A 15317-nucleotide genomic window follows, 5' to 3' on the forward strand; every position below is an offset into this window, starting at 1 on the left:
TCTCTTTCTTACTTAAGAGACATCAGGCTGGGCAAAAACGACATCAGCACATGAACCCAGGCGGAAGCGGTGTCCAGGCTGGTGAAGCAGGGAATCCCTTGCTCTACCGCTGTGCGGCGAATGGCGAAGCCGTCGCTTTCCTGCTTTTTGTTGTGAGTGGTAGTGTTGAGGACACATTGAATCACACCCTGCCGGATAGCATCGGTAATTTCCGTGGACCCCTGATGGAGCTTGGCCACCGGCGCAACCTGAATTCCTTCTTCCCGGAGGGTTTTAGCCGTTCCTTCCGTGGCTAAGATGCGGAAGCCCAGGTCGGCAAATTTCTTGACCAAGGGTATCCCCTCTGCCTTATCCCGATCCGCTAAGGTCACCAAGAGGCTGCCGTGGGCGGACATATTGAATCCTCCCGCCAGGAGGGCTTTGTAGAGAGCTTTTTCATAAGTCCGGTCCACTCCCATCACTTCTCCGGTGGACTTCATCTCCGGACCCAGGGAGGGTTCCACCCGATGGAGTTTGGAAAAGGAAAACACAGGGACCTTTACAGCCACCCGTTCCGGGAGAGGCCACAAGCCTAAGGGCAGTTCCAATTCCGTCAAAGTCTTCCCGAGAATGACCTCGGTGGCATAATCCACGATAGACAGTCCGGTCACTTTGCTGATAAAGGGAACCGTACGGCTGGAGCGGGGGTTAACCTCAATCACATACACTTCATCCTGAAAGATGACGTATTGAATGTTAAGCAGGCCAATCACATTTAAAGCCCGGGCGATTTCCGTAGTCAGCAGGGTAATCCGCTGGATTAAAGGTTCGGACAAAGTCTGGGGAGGGTAGACGGCGATGGAGTCTCCAGAGTGAACTCCGGCCCGCTCCAGATGCTCCATAATTCCGGGCAGGCTGACATTCTTGCCGTCGGAGATGGCATCCACCTCCACCTCCTTGCCCACCAGGTACTGATCCATCCATAGCTCCTGGCCCGGGAAATCGGCCATGGCCCGGTTCACCACGTTTTCCAGTTCTGAGGCTGAGTAAACAATCTCCATGGCCCGGCCTCCCAAGACAAAGGAAGGACGGATCATCAGAGGATAGCCGATGCGGGCTGCCACTTCAACCGCTTCCGCCAGGGAAGAGGCCTGGCCTCCCTTAGGCCGCTTGGCGCCGATGGTATGGAGCACTTCATCAAATTGCCCCCGTTCCTCAGCCCGGTCGATATCCTCAATGCCGGTGCCCAGGATGTTATATCCTCTTTCAGCTAAGGGCTTGGCCAGACCGATGGCCGTTTGACCGCCGAACTGGACAATCACACCCTCCGGCTGCTCCCGCTCCAGGACAGCTGAGACATCCTCCAAGGTTAAAGGCTCAAAATAGAGACGGTCTGCGGTGTCAAAATCCGTGGAGACGGTCTCCGGATTATTATTGATAATGATGGTTTCCACACCGGCTTTTTTCAAAGCCAGAACGGAGTGAACGGAGCAATAGTCGAATTCAATCCCTTGGCCAATCCGGATAGGACCGGAGCCCAGGACTACCACCTTGCGCCTCTGGGTGGGTATTCCTTCATCCTCCTGGTCATAGCTGGAGTAGAAATAAGGGGTCAAGGCCTCAAACTCGCCGGCACAAGTATCCACCATCTTGAAAACCGGCTGCAAACCTTTTTCCTGCCGGTAAGCATATATTTCTTTTTCCGTGGTCTGCCAGAGGCGGGCCAGCTCCCGATCTGCAAAGCCCATTCTTTTGGCTTTTAACAAAAGCTCCCCATTCCAGGGAGAGAATTGCAGGGTTTCACTCATCCTGACAATCCGTTCAATGGCTGTAAGGAAATAAGGGTTCCAGCTGCTGGCCTTCTGAATCTGTTCAAGGCTCAACCCTCTTCGCAACCCCTCGGCGAGAATAAACAGCAATTGATCATCAGGCTTTTGGCAGCGCTCCAGAATCTCTTCATCGGTAAGCTCCTGGAATTCGGGGAGCAGCAGACCAAAGGCTTTGATTTCCAAAGAACGGACAGCCTTTTGCAGAGCGGTCTCCAGATTCCGGCCCAGGCCCATGACTTCCCCCGTCGCCTTCATCTGGGTTCCCAGACGGCGGTCCGCATCGGAGAATTTATCAAAAGGCCAGCGGGGGATTTTAACCACCACATAGTCCAGAGCCGGTTCAAAACAGGCGCTGGTTTTGCCGGTGACGGCATTGGTCAGCTCCGGAAGAGTGTATCCTAAAGCGATCTTGGCGGCCACTTTGGCAATGGGGTAGCCCGTAGCTTTGGAAGCCAGGGCGCTGGAGCGGCTCAGCCGAGGATTCACTTCAATGACCACATACTCCAGCCGTTCCGGATGCAAGGCATATTGGACATTGCATCCTCCTTCAATACCTAAAGCCGCCACGATTTTGCGGGAGGAGGTGCGCAGGGCTTGAACTTCCCGATCCGTCAGGGTCTGGCAAGGAGCCACAACCATACTGTCCCCCGTATGCACCCCTACCGGGTCCATATTCTCCATGTTGCAGATGGTGATGCAATTCCCCTGACTATCTCTCAACACTTCATATTCGATTTCCTTCCAGCCCGCCACGCTTTTTTCCACCAGAATCTGATCGATAAGGCTGGCCTGCAAGCCGCTTTTGGCGATTTCCTTGAGCTGCTCCCGGTTATGAGCGATGCCCCCTCCTGTGCCTCCCAAGGTATAGGCAGGGCGGACAATCACGGGGTATCCGATCTCCTCGCCAAAACTGAGGGCCTCTTCAAGATCCGATACGATAACGCTGGGAGGAACCGGCTCTCCAAGCTCTCTCATCAGGCTCCGGAAATGTTCCCGATCCTCTGCCTTGGTGATGCTATCCAGCGAAGTTCCCATCAGCTGAACGCCGCAGCGCTGGAGAATTCCCTTTTCCGCCAGCTGAAAAGCCAGGTTCAGGCCGGTTTGCCCCCCCATGGTGGCGATGATGCCGTCAGGCCGTTCTCTTTCAATAATTCTCTCCAGAAATTCCACCGTCAGGGGTTCGATATAGATCCGATCCGCCACTTCCTGGTCCGTCATGATGGTGGCCGGGTTGGAATTGACCAGAACCACCTCCACCCCTTCTTCCTGCAAGGCCCGGCAAGCCTGGGTTCCCGCATAATCGAATTCCGCCGCTTGCCCGATGACGATAGGACCGGAACCGATCACCAGCACTTTATTCCATTTCTTCGTGTTCCTGTTTCCGTTCTCTGCGTTCATATATTCCTCCTGTTTTCCCGGCTTTCCCTTGGTTATCTCTTTCTCAGGGGATAGGCTGTCCCCTGTTCAGCCGGCTGCTCCGGCACCTATCGCGGCAAAAAATCCTTCAAAGAGCATCCCGTTCTCTTCCGGACCCGGCGCTCCCTCCGGGTGATACTGAACGGAGTAAACGGGATACTGAGTATGCTCCATTCCTTCCACCGTGCCATCATTTAAATTGCGCAATATAATTTGAAATCCTGTTCCGGCCATAGACTCTTCGGCAACGGCATAGCCGTGATTCTGCGCCGTCATGGTGGTTTGACCTGTGCGCAGATCCTGGACGGGATGATTCCCTCCCCGATGACCGAAGGGGAGTTTATAGGTTTTTCCCCCGGCGGCCAGGGCCAGAATTTGATGACCCAGGCAAATCCCCATGATCGGCAGCTGGGGCAGCAGTGTCCGGACCGTCTCAATCAGCTCGGGCAGTCCGCTGGGGTCCCCAGGTCCATTGCTGATGAACACTCCCTTGGGGGAAGAGGCTAAAATCTCTTCCGCACTGCTCCACGCAGGGAACACTCTGATTCTTAATCCTCTTTGCTGCAGGGCGCGGAGAATATTGCGCTTCGCTCCGCAATCAAGGACCGCCACATAAGGACCGCTCCCCGGAATTTCATAACTCTCTTTGACTGTAGCCTGATAAACCCAATGGGGCTCTTTTTCCGCAGCCGAGGAAATGTCGGCGTACTCTTGCCAATACTTTTTTCCTTGTTCCAGGGTCTGGGCAAAGACTCCCGGCAGGGTGCCCTGGTTGCGGATATGGCGGGTCAAGGCCCGGGTATCGATTCCTTTCAATCCCCAGATGTTATGCAGCCTGCAAAACTCTTCCAGAGAACGATCCCCGTGGGCACTGCCTTCTCCCTGGGAAAGCTCCCGCACCACCAGCCCTCTGAGCAGAATTTTATCCGCCTCATTTTCTTCATCATGCCAGCCGTAATTGCCGATTTGGGGATGGGTCAGGACCAGAATCTGACCTGTGTAGGAAAGGTCGGTAATCATTTCCTGATATCCCGACATGGAGGTGTTGAACACCACCTCCCCGGCTTGAACTTTTTGTTCTTTATCTTCCGGCCAGGCTCCAAACCTTTCTCCTTCAAAAGCTGTACCGTCCTGCAATACGAGAAACGCCATGCTTAGCCCTCCTTAAATTTCATGAACCAGGCGGCCATCCACCCAGACTTTGACAGGGAATCCTTGCAGTCTTTGTCCCAGAAATGGGGTGTTCTTGCCTTTGGAGGCCAGGTACTCCGTATCGATGAGCTCTGTGTGCTCAGGGTCAAAAAGAATCAGATCCGCCGGCCCGCCGACTTTTAAGGTTCCTCCCGGCAGCTGGAAACGCTGGGCAGGATTCATGCTCCAGGCCTTAATCAGGAGCTCTATGGGCAGAATGCCGGTGGTCACCAGCTCTTGCCAGACTGCGGCTAAAGCGGTCTCCAGACCGGAAATTCCGAAAGGAGCCTGATCAAAGGGATTGGTCTTCTCTTCCCAGGTATGGGGGGCATGGTCGGTGGCCAGCATATCAAGGGTCCCGTCCAGCAAGCCCTCAATCAAGGCCTGCCGGTCCTCTTCCCTGCGCAGGGGAGGATTGACTTTATAGGATGTTCCATAAGGAGTCCGGGCCACAGCCTCGTCGGTAAAGAGCAGATGATGAGGATTCACTTCGGCAGTCACATCCACCCCCCGCTTTTTCCCTTCACGAATCAGGGCCACACTTTCCTTAGCGGAGATATGGGCCAGATGGAGTTTGCCGCCGCTCTCTTCAGCAAGGAGAATATCCCGGGCCACCATGACGCTTTCCGAGCTACTGGGGATTCCTTTTAAGCCCAGACGGGTGCTGACGATTCCCCGGTGCATTACTCCCTTATGGGCCAGGCTCTCATCTTCACAATGGCTGATCACCGGGCAGGAGGTCAGTTTGGCATACTCCAGAGCCAGGCGCATCATTTCCCCCTGCTGAACTCCTCTGCCATCATCGGAAAAGCCCGCCGCTCCTGCGGCAGCCAGTTCCACCATCTCCACCAGTTCTTTTCCCGCCTGACCCTTGGTGATGGCGGCGATGGGATGTACTTTGGCTAAACCAACTTTCTTTCCTTGGTTCACTACATATTCGACAAGGGCTTTTTGGTCCAGAATGGGCGTGGTATTGGGCATGGCTAAAATCGTGGTAAATCCGCCCCGGACGGCTGCCCGGGAACCGCTGGCGATATCTTCCTTATCCTCCCGGCCCGGTTCCCGCAAATGAGTGTGAACATCGATCAATCCGGGGAAAAGATAGCTTCCTGCGGCGTCAATCTCCTGCCACCCTGTTTCTCCACATTCCCCTTTGACTTCAGCTTCGGTAAGTCCTTTTTTCAGCTGCAGAACTTTTCCTTCTCCAATCAGAACATCATAGACACCGGAAAGTCCCTGAGCCGGGTCAACGACCTGAGCATTTTTAATCCACCACATGAGCGGTTCCTCCTCCTAATAATAAATACATAATGGCCATTCTCACCGCAACCCCATTGGTTACCTGTTCTTCAATCACCGATTGACTGGAATTGGCAATGCTGCTCTCGATCTCCACGCCCCGGTTCACAGGACCGGGATGCATGATTAGGGTCTGTTTGCCTGTCTTCTTGACCCGTTCGGCCGTAATCCCATAGAGCTGAGAGTATTCCCGCAAGCTGGGCAAAAGTCCCGACTGCTGGCGTTCCAGCTGCAGGCGCAGCGCCATAATCACATCGCTTCCGGGCAGTTCTTCATCCAGATTAAAGGTCGTTTTCACTCCCCAGGATTTGATTTCAGGAGGCAGCAAGGTGGGGGGCCCCACCAGAACCACTTCCGCGCCTAAGTTCTTCAAAGCCCAGACATTGCTGCGGGCTACCCGGGAATGGAGGATATCCCCCACCAGGAGAATTTTACGCCCTTCCACACTGCCCAGGCGCTCCTGCATGGTATACAAATCCAGCAGGGCTTGGGTGGGATGTTCATGCTGGCCATCCCCGGCATTGATCACACCGGCCTTGAGCTCTTTGGCCAGAAACTGGGCGGCACCGGAACTGGAGTGACGGATGACCACAAGATCCGGTTTCATGGCTTGCAAGGTCCTCACTGTATCCAGCAGGGTCTCTCCTTTATTGAGACTGCTTTGGGCCACCGCCAGGCTGGAGGTATCGGCACCGAGAATCTTCGCCGCCGTCTCGAAGGAAGTCCGGGTGCGGGTCGAGGATTCAAAAAACAGGTTGTAAACCGATTTCCCCCGGAAGGTGGGCAGTTTCTTGACTGCCCGGGACATGATTTCTTTCATCGGTTTGGCTGTATTGAGGATGAGTTGAATTTCCTTGGCAGGCAAATCTTCAATATGCAGTAAATCTTTACGTGACCAGCCCATATGCTTCTCCCCTTATCTTTTTTCTTTTATTACCTTTAACGAATCGGTGGTTCTTATACTTCCTGATAACAAAAAATCCCCTTGCCAAAGGCAAGAGGATATAAGGATACAAAGATCCTGTATTCTCTACCCTTGGCTCACTCTCTGGAAAGCACTTAAAGGGTGTTTATGAAGTTCAATTCACTCATCATTATACATATCCGTAGAGCCGGGATTTACTTATCCACTCGCTCCAACAAAAGGACCTCTTCCGTCTCATCAATCTCCTTAATGCAGACGGAGACAATCTCACGCCTTGAGGTAGGCAGGTTTTTCCCCACATAGTCCGCGCGAATCGGGAGTTCCCGATGTCCCCGGTCCACGAGAACGGCCAGCTGTATTTTTTCCGCCCGCCCTAAGTCCATGGTGGCATCCAGGGCCGCCCGGGCTGTACGTCCCGTGTAGAGAACGTCATCCACCAGGACCACTGTTTTTCCCTCGATAGTAAAGGGCACTTCGGTCTGATGAACCACAGGCTGCACATCAATCAGGCTTAAATCATCCCGATATAAGGTGATATCCAGAATTCCCAAAGGAAGCTTAACCCCTTCAAATTCCTCGATCCGCCGTTGAATCCGCTCAGCCAGAGGAACACCCCGCCGGCGGATTCCCACTAAAACCACTCCGTCGGTCCCTTTGTTTTTTTCCACAATTTCATGAGCTATCCGGGTGATCGCCCGACGAATTCCATCCGCATCAAGGATCTTGCTCTTTGTGATTCCTTCCAAGGGTTTGCACTCCTTTCGGCATATAAAAAACTGTCCGCCACAGCAGACAGTTTACCCTACTTCTTCCTGCCTTCTGTGTCTCACGGGACCTTTTTAAAGGCTTCATTGAATTTAGTCTAGCTTAGATTTTGTCCAATGTCAATGTCTCAATGAATTGGCGTAATATTTAATATTCCAGGCAATTGATTGCTTTAAACCAACACACTCCATAAATGAAAGCTATTGCTCAATTTTCAGCAGTTTTTCTTGCCGGAAAACGGCGTATTCTTCGACCAAGTCATAGATCTTTTGTTTTTCGGCAGACCGATCCTTCCACAAGATCATTTTGACTTCTATGCCTTTGCTCTTCTTTTTGCTCGTCCAAATACCAACGATTTCACCAGACTGCAAAATAGCCCCTGGATTGGTTACTGTTTTCCAAACCTGCTTATGAAGGGCCTGATCATCCAGCAAGATATGCCGGTCACGCTGGTCAAGATACGGATCATGCCCACCGAGAAGGAGCCATTCTCTTTGCGGAGAAGGTGGAGAACACAGCAAATCTTTATCCTCAGACAGAATAAAGGCTTTCTTTCCACATACACTGACCGGCTCCAGCTCATCGGAAACAGCTTCCCACATGCGCCGTGCTTGTTTTTCCGAACAGCCCAGCCAGCTCGCCAAAGCGTGAGGGGTGGTGGGACCATAACAGTGCAGAAACTTCCGCATCAGCTTTTTTACCGCGTCCCCGCCAGGGTTAAGCGTCTGCCCCAGCCAGCCCTTGTAGGAGGTAAAAGTAGGACTGATGCCAATGCGTTCCCCGAATACCACCAACCCCAAAAAGGCACATGGCCGCAGCAGGAAAGACACCACAGCCCCGCCAACGGTCTGCCGGTCGGGTGCTCCGTACATGGAAGGGCTGTTCCACAAATCCCGTTTTTCAAAAGGCAAAAGCGGCAGCATCCCTGCCGCTAATGTCTGGTCAAGGGTGCTTTTGCTTTCTATTGTTTGGTCATCCAACAGTGGCATAACCTGTTTTAGCTTGCCCAGTAATTCATCAAAAGGCATTTGTAAAAAGTCGAGTGCCCCCGAAATTCCACGAGTATAAATCCAATCCTCACTGTCCTCAGGAACGAGGGCGGACAGAAATACGTCGCTTTCCCCGGCAGGGAACACCACAGGCGCACCACGAAAGCTCCACGCCTGTAAGAGGGATTTTTCCGTATAAAGAAGCCCGTTCATCTCCCCAAGGCTGCAATCGGAAATGCGGTTAAACAAAGCAGTTTCCCACGCACCGGGCGGAGTGTTTTGCATCCCACAAGCACCTGCAATTGCGGGGATGCCATTCTTGTCACGCCGCATATCCAGATGATGGGTATATAAGCGAAACAACCTGATGTTTTGGCTGTTTATCTCCGTCATCTATCCTCACCCTATTCCAATCACCCTGCCCCCGGCCCAAGCACCTCATTCCAGATCATCCCGGCGAATCTCCTCCAGAACCTTTTGAAACATCCCGGAAGCCGGGGCGCTGAACTCCATATACTCCCCGCTGCGCGGATGCTGAAACCCTAAAAGTTGGGCATGAAGCATCTGCCCCTGCAGGCCGAAGGGATTCTTCCTTGGTCCATAAAGAGGATCTCCCAGCACAGGATGCTTAAGATAAGCCATATGGACCCGAATCTGATGAGTCCTGCCTGTTTCCAGCCGGGCTTCAAGCAAGGTAAAATCCCGAAACCTCTCCAGGACTTCATAATGAGTCACAGCCTCTTTGGCATTCTGAAAAACCACCGCCATTTTTTTACGATCGGCAGGATCTCTGCCGATGGGAGCTTCCACCGTACCCGAGGGCTCGAACACCACTCCATGCACTATAGCCAGATAGCGTCTGGCCATACTGTGGGCTTTGATCTGCTCCGCTAAACCTTGATGGGCCAGGTCATTTTTGGCCACGACCAAGAGCCCCGAGGTATCCTTATCAATACGATGGACAATGCCGGGGCGCAATACCCCATTAATTCCCGAGAGATTCCGGCAATGGTAAAGCAGGGCATTCACCAGGGTCTTCGTCCAGGCCCCTGGGGCCGGATGAACCACCATCCCCTGAGACTTGTTTACGACCAGGACGTCCTCATCCTCATAGAGGATTTCCAAAGGGATATTCTCTGCCTCCACCTTCAATTCCCTGGGAGGAGGAATCACCACCGCAATCTGATCCATGGCCCGCACTTTATAATTGGCTTTTCTGGCGGCCCCATTGACCAAGACATGGCCTTCCTCGATCAATCCCTGGATGAAAGACCGGCTTTTGCCTACCCTTTCCGTAACCCCCACATCCAAGCGGGTTCCTTCAGCAAGCCGGAACTCCATCTTCTGTTCCGCTTCCTGATGTTCTCTATCCCCGTTCTCCAACTCCAGTTCCAGTTCCAGCTCTTCAGCTTCCAATCCGGTATTCAACCCTTCCCAATCCATAATTATCCCCTGTTCGCTCCCGTATTCCCTCAATTTACTCTGTTTTGCGCTCCTTGCGATCCTCAAGCAGCATCAAGATCATCAATAGCCCCACACCGACGACAATAGCGCTGTCGGCGAAATTAAAGACGAAGGGCCAGATTTGAAAATCAAGATAATCCACGACCTTACCGATGAACAAACGGTCATAAAGATTACCCAAAGCACCTCCGCCGATTAACCCCAGGGTCAGACGCATCAACCATTCTTGCCGGGGTATTTTGAATTGGGCATAAATGATCCCGGCACAGACAATAATGGCTGCAGGGATAAAAATCCAGGTCCGGCCCGGCAGTAAGCCAAAAGCGGCTCCCGGATTCAGAACATACGTCAAGTGAAAAAAGTCAGGGATAACAGGGACCGATTCCCCCACGACAAAGTTCCCCTGAATTAAAACCTTCAGTACACGGTCAATGGCCCAAACAATCCCAATCGTTATCCATATCAGCAAGCGATTACCCTCCCAGAACTTCTATTTGCTCAGTCTATATTATCATAGGAGGGTAGGGTGGGGCAATCGTGACCATTCTATGTCCGGCCGTGCTTTTTCCCATAATACACTGTATTGGCATGCCCAGGCTCCAGTTCCACTTCGATGGTTTCCACAGCTTGCACGGCACCGATGACTTCATCCCCGTGCTCATAAAAGCTGTTCGGATCACTCAAATCATGATTGGTTCCTAAATCCTGCAGGGTATCCGAGGTGCCGAAACGGGCCACAGCTTGCCAGGAATCTTCCCCATCAAAGCCCACCTGATCCTTGCCATCATTAAAGGTCCTGGCGAAAGGCATGTCCAGAATCTCTTCTTCCACAGAGTCCCGATGCAGGGAATGCTGTTCTTCCATTTCCTCAAGACGGCTGCATTCCGTGCAGACAGTAGTGAAGGGCAACGCTTCAAGCCTTCCCAGGGGAATCTCTTTTTGACAATGCTCACAGAGGCCGTACTTTCCCTCCTCATAACGCTGAAGGGCGGAGTCAATAGCTTGGATGCGGTGGTGAAGCCGGTCGTGGATGGCCACATCCCGGGAACGCTCATAAACCTCAGTGGCAATATCCGCGGGATGGTTGTCGATTAAGGAAAGTTCGGCGATGGATTCTCTCATATCTCCCGTAATCAGTCCCTGAGCTGTTGCCCAAGCCTCCTCTTTATCTTTCTTCAATTGTTCAATAAGCCGGGCGTATTTACTGGTATCCATGCTAAGTCTCCTCCTTGTCTAATATCCATTATGGGCATTGACGAGCTTGACGATTTCGCCGATGACTCCGCCGATCACCGGAAGGTTAAGTAAAACCAGACGCCTCAAAAACATCACCAGCAGGCCCAGCAAGAGAGTAGCCCCGATGGCACCTCCCAAGCCTTTAACCAGCCCCACGCCAAAATTAAGCCAAAGCAGCCGCCGGGGGTTGTTGAGATAGGCAATATATTCGGTGAGATTGATCCTTTCCAGTACCAGATAAAGTTCCGTTACCTTATCCCGCAGCTCGTCCCAATCCAGCGGCTCATTATTGGGCAGCCGGGCTTCATCGGTCCCTTGGCCAATGCGTTCTGGATCTTCTTTTGCATGTCTAACTTTCTTTTTGGAGGCCGTCAACTGTCTTCACCTCGCCATGATTTCAACATCAGTTTTCCCCAGGTGAAAATAAATTACCCTGAATTCTGCCCAGAAAAGGATTTCTCTTGAATTATTTTAATATCCTACCGCGCTCGGGCATGACATCCGGATAGGGAAAAAGCCGGCAAACTCTATAGTTCACCGGCTTTTGCCTTTCGCGAATAAACTGGACGCAGATGGACGATTCCCTTTATTTATGCTTAATAAACGTCCCTTCCCTTAACTCCGCAAAAGCGTGCTCCAATTCCTCCCGGGTATTCATCACAATCGGTCCTCCCCAGGCGATGGGCTCTCCCAGAGGTTTGGCCGCAAAAAAAGCAAATCTCAGCTCAAGTCCCGGAGGAGCGGCTACAGAAATATACTCCCCCTCCCCAAACAATACCGCCGTTTTGGCGGCAATCAGCTCCCCGTTGATCAAGGCATCCCCCTCGATCAAAAAGACAAACACATTTTCCTCCGGATGGGTGGGAATCTCGACCTCTCCTCCCTGAACAAGAGAAACATCATAGATGGTGGCCGGAATATGCTTGGTGGTCACGCCTGCCGTTTCGCCGAGCCGCCCCGACAGGATACGAATCTCCGCGCCCTCTTTGGCCGCTTTGCCTATCTTGTCTTGGGTAATGGACAAATAGGCGGGCGGGGCCATTTTTTCCCCACGGGGCATATTCAGCCACAGTTGAAAACCCAGCATCCAAGCCGATTCCCGGGGCATTTCCTGATGCATAATGCCGCTGCCGGCGGTCATCCACTGGCTTTCACCGGCATGAATGGTATCCTTGTTGCCCAGGCTGTCTTCATGGTCGATTTCCCCTGCAATCAAATAGGTGATGGTTTCTATCCCCCGGTGCGGATGCATAGGAAACCCTGCCACATAATCTTCGGGATCCGTCGAGTCAAAGGAATCCAGCATCAGAAAGGGATCAAAATCCTCCACATCCCGGCGCCCAAGGACGCGGACCAGCCGGACACCCGCTCCGTCTGTCGCTCTCTGTCCCCGGATCATTTTTTTAATGTCGCGTTTCTTCATATCCTTTTTCCCTTCCTTTCCAAACACCATGCTTAAGGCTGATCATCTGACAGCACTGCTTGCACACTGCAACATCTTTAGGCTCAGACCATGCCTTGGGCGGACTTTTGGGCCTGCTCGCTCAATGTTCTGATTCCGCTGATTCTTTCATAAGCCCTCTCCAGAAATTCCTCAGGAGTCCCTTCTGCTTCCGAGGGAGTAGGATAGACCTCCAAGGTGAGAAAATCCTTATACAGCCTGGGGAAGGCCTCGGCAACTTTAACCCAATCGATCACACCATGGCCGGGCAGCCAATGCCGGTCCTTCAACCCGTCATTGTCGGAAAGATGAGTGGTCATCAGGCGGTCGCCCCAGGTTCTGAGCAGTTGAAAGTCCTCCTGATCCGTCAGCCTGTGGTGAGAGCTGTCAAAGCAAAAACCCAAGGCCCGGGAGGCAATATGTTGAAGCACATAGTCCACACTGTCCCTGCGGCGGGTATTTTCCACGGCAATCCTGACCCCCTGCTCCTCAGCCGCCCTGGCCAGCTCCCCCATACTTGCCACCCCGTACTCATTGGGCTCCGGCGGGTTTTCCCCATCGCATAAATGCATGACCAGCAAAGGAATTTCAAACCGTGCGCAATCTTCTATCCATTGCTTATGCCTGGCGATGATCTCTCGGCGCAAAGCTTGATCATCCGACCATAGGGCATTGGCATCACACCAGGGTACATGAATGTTCTCCAGAATTAACCCTTTTTCCCGCACTAAGGCCGGCATCCTTTCCTTGGGCATAGGAAAAGGTTCCTCTTCATCTTCCCACCAAAGGGAAGTCCCTGTAAACCCCGCTTCCTGTATTAATGAGATTCTCTCCCCGAAGGGTAGGACAAACCCAAACCAGGAAAAAATACCTATTTTTTGTTCCGGCACCATCACTATCTTTTCCCTCCCTCTCTTACCAATCCCTCATTAAGCCTGCGCCCAACCTGAAGATTCGCTAAGAACTGCTTTAGCATAAAAATAAAGAAAACCCGCCTCAGGCGGGTTGCTCTCTTCTTTAAAGTCCGTACATTAGAGAAAATACCCCACCAACAGCCCCAGAGCCAGCAGCAAACCAAAAAAGGTATTGGTCTGTCCGGTCGCTTTCATAGCCGGCATCATGGTAATGGGTTCTACCTTCCCTACAAAGCCTTTTGTCGCTTGCCTCGCTTTGGGTATGCTCAGCAAGGCCAAAAGAGCCCAGGGGGTAACAAGCCGGGCCATCACCAGCCCCACGATCCAGAGATAAGCAACGGCAAACATCATCCCCATAAATACGATGGTCTTTTCCGGTCCCAATAAAACAGGAATGGTTTTACGTCCGTTGGCCTTATCCCCATCCCGGTCCCGCAAATTATTGCTTAGATTGATCAGCCCTACTAAAATACCGCTGGGAACCGCCACTAAAACAGCAGTAGTTGAGACATAACCGGTCTGAATGAAAAAGGCGATCAGGATGATCAGGAAGCCCATAAACAAACCGGAAAACAGCTCTCCCAAGGGAGTATAGGAAATAGGATAAGGACCGCCGGTATAAAGATAGCCCATCAGCATGCACAGGGACCCTACCGCTGCCAGCCACCAGGAGGAAGAAGCACAGATATAGACGCCCAGCAGTACCGAGATCGCATACATACTCAGAGCAAGGGTCATAATCAGGCGGGGAGCCATACCATGACGCACAATGCCGCCGCCAATGCCCACCGATTTCTCCGTATCCAATCCCCGCTTATAATCGTAGTATTCATTAAAAAGATTGGTTGCCGCCTGAATGAGCAGGCTGGCGATCATCATAGCGGCAAAAAGCAGCAGATGGGTCTTCCCCTCCAGCAAGGCCAGAACCGATCCCAGCAGAACCGGAACTGTGGCGGCCGTCAAGGTATGGGGACGAATTAATTCCCACCATATCTTCCAATGGTGTTTTTGGGGCGGTCGGGAAGTGAAGTCACTGCTCATAGCTCTCTCCTCATTAAGTTCTTATTATATTTCTCATTACACTTCTCATTATATCTCTCGTTATAGTTCCTCAATCTTTTCACTGATACCTTCTCGTATCAGCATCAAAAGACAACCTAATAGCCTTATTATATCCATTTCTCAAACAGGGATAAAGAAAGAAATCAGAGAAAAAGGAGCTTAAACGCTCCCCACCGGCGTGAAATAAACAAATCCCCCGCCCAATGTGCTGGTTTTAAGCCATAATGCCAGATCGATCTTCTTTAGTCTGCCTTCATCCAGGATCGTTCCATAGGCTTTCTGCTTTTCCTCATCGAAATCCAGCTGAATGATATTGACCCAGTGCCAGCGGTCCAGGTTTTTTACCTCCCCATTGCACCAGTTAAGAAAAGCAATAGGGGCATCCTGGTCCAGGGCTTCAGCTAAAAAATCCACAACCTCCCCTAAGGATGGCCGGCGGTGAACCTCCTCAGGCACCTCACAAAGGTGATATTCAAGAGAGATATCCTTGGTCCGGGCAAACGCTGCCAATGGTTCATAAAGCATGCTCAGCTTATTGACCCCTTTGAGGGAGGGGGTAACATACTTCCACAACTCTTCCATTAAGGTAATCCATTCCCCGCGGCTCCGAAAACCCTCTCCAGGCGCAAGCCGGCCATGAGTAAGATAATACATAATATTGGCGGCAGTACAGGGTCCGCAGCCGGCTCGGCGCTGCCAAATGGTAGGATACCAGCCCTGACAGGCACCATGATAGACCGGCTCTTGATCTGTATCCATAAATTTATAAACATCAGGATTGGCAATGGATTTTAAAATCATCTTTCC

14 protein-coding genes are annotated in these 15317 nt (G+C 52.1%); all 14 read right to left on the minus strand.

Annotated features, from left to right (window positions below; all coding sequences use genetic code 11):
- Positions 1–8 precede the first annotated feature (8 nt).
- The gene (gene carB, locus DHAF_RS20035) at positions 9–3206 is read right to left on the minus strand and encodes a carbamoyl-phosphate synthase large subunit (protein ID WP_015944958.1); all 3198 of its coding nucleotides are present in this window, start codon (positions 3204–3206) and stop codon (positions 9–11) included.
- A gap of 66 nt (positions 3207–3272) precedes the next feature.
- Positions 3273–4376, minus strand: coding sequence for a glutamine-hydrolyzing carbamoyl-phosphate synthase small subunit (gene carA / locus DHAF_RS20040; RefSeq protein WP_015944959.1), 1104 nt, complete (start codon positions 4374–4376; stop codon positions 3273–3275).
- A gap of 12 nt (positions 4377–4388) precedes the next feature.
- The gene (locus tag DHAF_RS20045; protein WP_015944960.1) at positions 4389–5693 is read right to left on the minus strand and encodes a dihydroorotase; all 1305 of its coding nucleotides are present in this window, start codon (positions 5691–5693) and stop codon (positions 4389–4391) included.
- Complete coding sequence (locus DHAF_RS20050) at positions 5680–6618, minus strand: aspartate carbamoyltransferase catalytic subunit (protein ID WP_011460660.1); 939 nt, start codon at positions 6616–6618, stop codon at positions 5680–5682. Before DHAF_RS20050 ends, DHAF_RS20045 begins: the two co-directional genes overlap by 14 nt.
- Positions 6619–6833: 215 nt before the next feature.
- Positions 6834–7385, minus strand: coding sequence for a bifunctional pyr operon transcriptional regulator/uracil phosphoribosyltransferase PyrR (gene pyrR / locus DHAF_RS20055; RefSeq protein WP_015944961.1), 552 nt, complete (start codon positions 7383–7385; stop codon positions 6834–6836).
- 219 nt (positions 7386–7604) lie between these two features.
- Positions 7605–8786 carry a winged helix DNA-binding domain-containing protein gene (locus DHAF_RS20060; protein WP_015944962.1) on the minus strand — a complete coding sequence of 394 codons (1182 nt, stop codon included), beginning with the start codon at positions 8784–8786 and terminating at the stop codon, positions 7605–7607.
- 45 nt (positions 8787–8831) lie between these two features.
- Positions 8832–9836 carry an RluA family pseudouridine synthase gene (locus tag DHAF_RS20065; RefSeq protein WP_015944963.1) on the minus strand — a complete coding sequence of 335 codons (1005 nt, stop codon included), beginning with the start codon at positions 9834–9836 and terminating at the stop codon, positions 8832–8834.
- A 34-nt stretch (positions 9837–9870) separates the two neighbouring features.
- On the minus strand, positions 9871–10326 hold the full coding sequence (gene lspA / locus DHAF_RS20070; RefSeq protein WP_011460664.1) for a signal peptidase II: 456 nt from the start codon (positions 10324–10326) through the stop codon (positions 9871–9873).
- Between the two features lie 77 nt (positions 10327–10403).
- The gene (locus DHAF_RS20075; RefSeq protein ID WP_011460665.1) at positions 10404–11072 is read right to left on the minus strand and encodes a TraR/DksA C4-type zinc finger protein; all 669 of its coding nucleotides are present in this window, start codon (positions 11070–11072) and stop codon (positions 10404–10406) included.
- 18 nt (positions 11073–11090) lie between these two features.
- Positions 11091–11468 carry a DUF5665 domain-containing protein gene (locus DHAF_RS20080; RefSeq protein WP_015944964.1) on the minus strand — a complete coding sequence of 126 codons (378 nt, stop codon included), beginning with the start codon at positions 11466–11468 and terminating at the stop codon, positions 11091–11093.
- Positions 11469–11679: 211 nt separating this feature from the next.
- On the minus strand, positions 11680–12516 hold the full coding sequence (locus DHAF_RS20085; protein WP_015944965.1) for a pirin family protein: 837 nt from the start codon (positions 12514–12516) through the stop codon (positions 11680–11682).
- 83 nt (positions 12517–12599) lie between these two features.
- Positions 12600–13430 carry a sugar phosphate isomerase/epimerase family protein gene (locus tag DHAF_RS20090; protein WP_018306072.1) on the minus strand — a complete coding sequence of 277 codons (831 nt, stop codon included), beginning with the start codon at positions 13428–13430 and terminating at the stop codon, positions 12600–12602.
- Between the two features lie 135 nt (positions 13431–13565).
- Positions 13566–14489 (minus strand): 1,4-dihydroxy-2-naphthoate polyprenyltransferase, encoded by a 924-nt coding sequence (locus DHAF_RS20095; protein WP_015944966.1) that lies wholly within the window; start codon positions 14487–14489, stop codon positions 13566–13568.
- 180 nt (positions 14490–14669) lie between these two features.
- Positions 14670–15311 carry a hypothetical protein gene (locus DHAF_RS20100; protein WP_015944967.1) on the minus strand — a complete coding sequence of 214 codons (642 nt, stop codon included), beginning with the start codon at positions 15309–15311 and terminating at the stop codon, positions 14670–14672.
- Positions 15312–15317: the final 6 nt, after the last annotated feature.

It is taken from the genome of Desulfitobacterium hafniense DCB-2, assembly GCF_000021925.1.
GTDB classification, from domain to species: domain Bacteria; phylum Bacillota; class Desulfitobacteriia; order Desulfitobacteriales; family Desulfitobacteriaceae; genus Desulfitobacterium; species Desulfitobacterium hafniense.

What these genes read in the sequence shown, in the direction of transcription:
- DHAF_RS20100 (WP_015944967.1), bottom strand. Translation starts at nt 15,311, where the DNA reads ATGATTTTAAAATCCATTGCCAATCCTGATGTTTATAAATTTATGGAT.
- carA (WP_015944959.1), bottom strand. Translation starts at nt 4,376, where the DNA reads ATGGCGTTTCTCGTATTGCAGGACGGTACAGCTTTTGAAGGAGAAAGG.
- carB (WP_015944958.1), bottom strand. Translation starts at nt 3,206, where the DNA reads ATGAACGCAGAGAACGGAAACAGGAACACGAAGAAATGGAATAAAGTG.
- DHAF_RS20075 (WP_011460665.1), bottom strand. Translation starts at nt 11,072, where the DNA reads ATGGATACCAGTAAATACGCCCGGCTTATTGAACAATTGAAGAAAGAT.
- DHAF_RS20085 (WP_015944965.1), bottom strand. Translation starts at nt 12,516, where the DNA reads ATGAAGAAACGCGACATTAAAAAAATGATCCGGGGACAGAGAGCGACA.
- DHAF_RS20050 (WP_011460660.1), bottom strand. Translation starts at nt 6,618, where the DNA reads ATGGGCTGGTCACGTAAAGATTTACTGCATATTGAAGATTTGCCTGCC.
- DHAF_RS20045 (WP_015944960.1), bottom strand. Translation starts at nt 5,693, where the DNA reads ATGTGGTGGATTAAAAATGCTCAGGTCGTTGACCCGGCTCAGGGACTT.
- DHAF_RS20060 (WP_015944962.1), bottom strand. Translation starts at nt 8,786, where the DNA reads ATGACGGAGATAAACAGCCAAAACATCAGGTTGTTTCGCTTATATACC.
- DHAF_RS20065 (WP_015944963.1), bottom strand. Translation starts at nt 9,836, where the DNA reads ATGGATTGGGAAGGGTTGAATACCGGATTGGAAGCTGAAGAGCTGGAA.
- DHAF_RS20095 (WP_015944966.1), bottom strand. Translation starts at nt 14,489, where the DNA reads ATGAGCAGTGACTTCACTTCCCGACCGCCCCAAAAACACCATTGGAAG.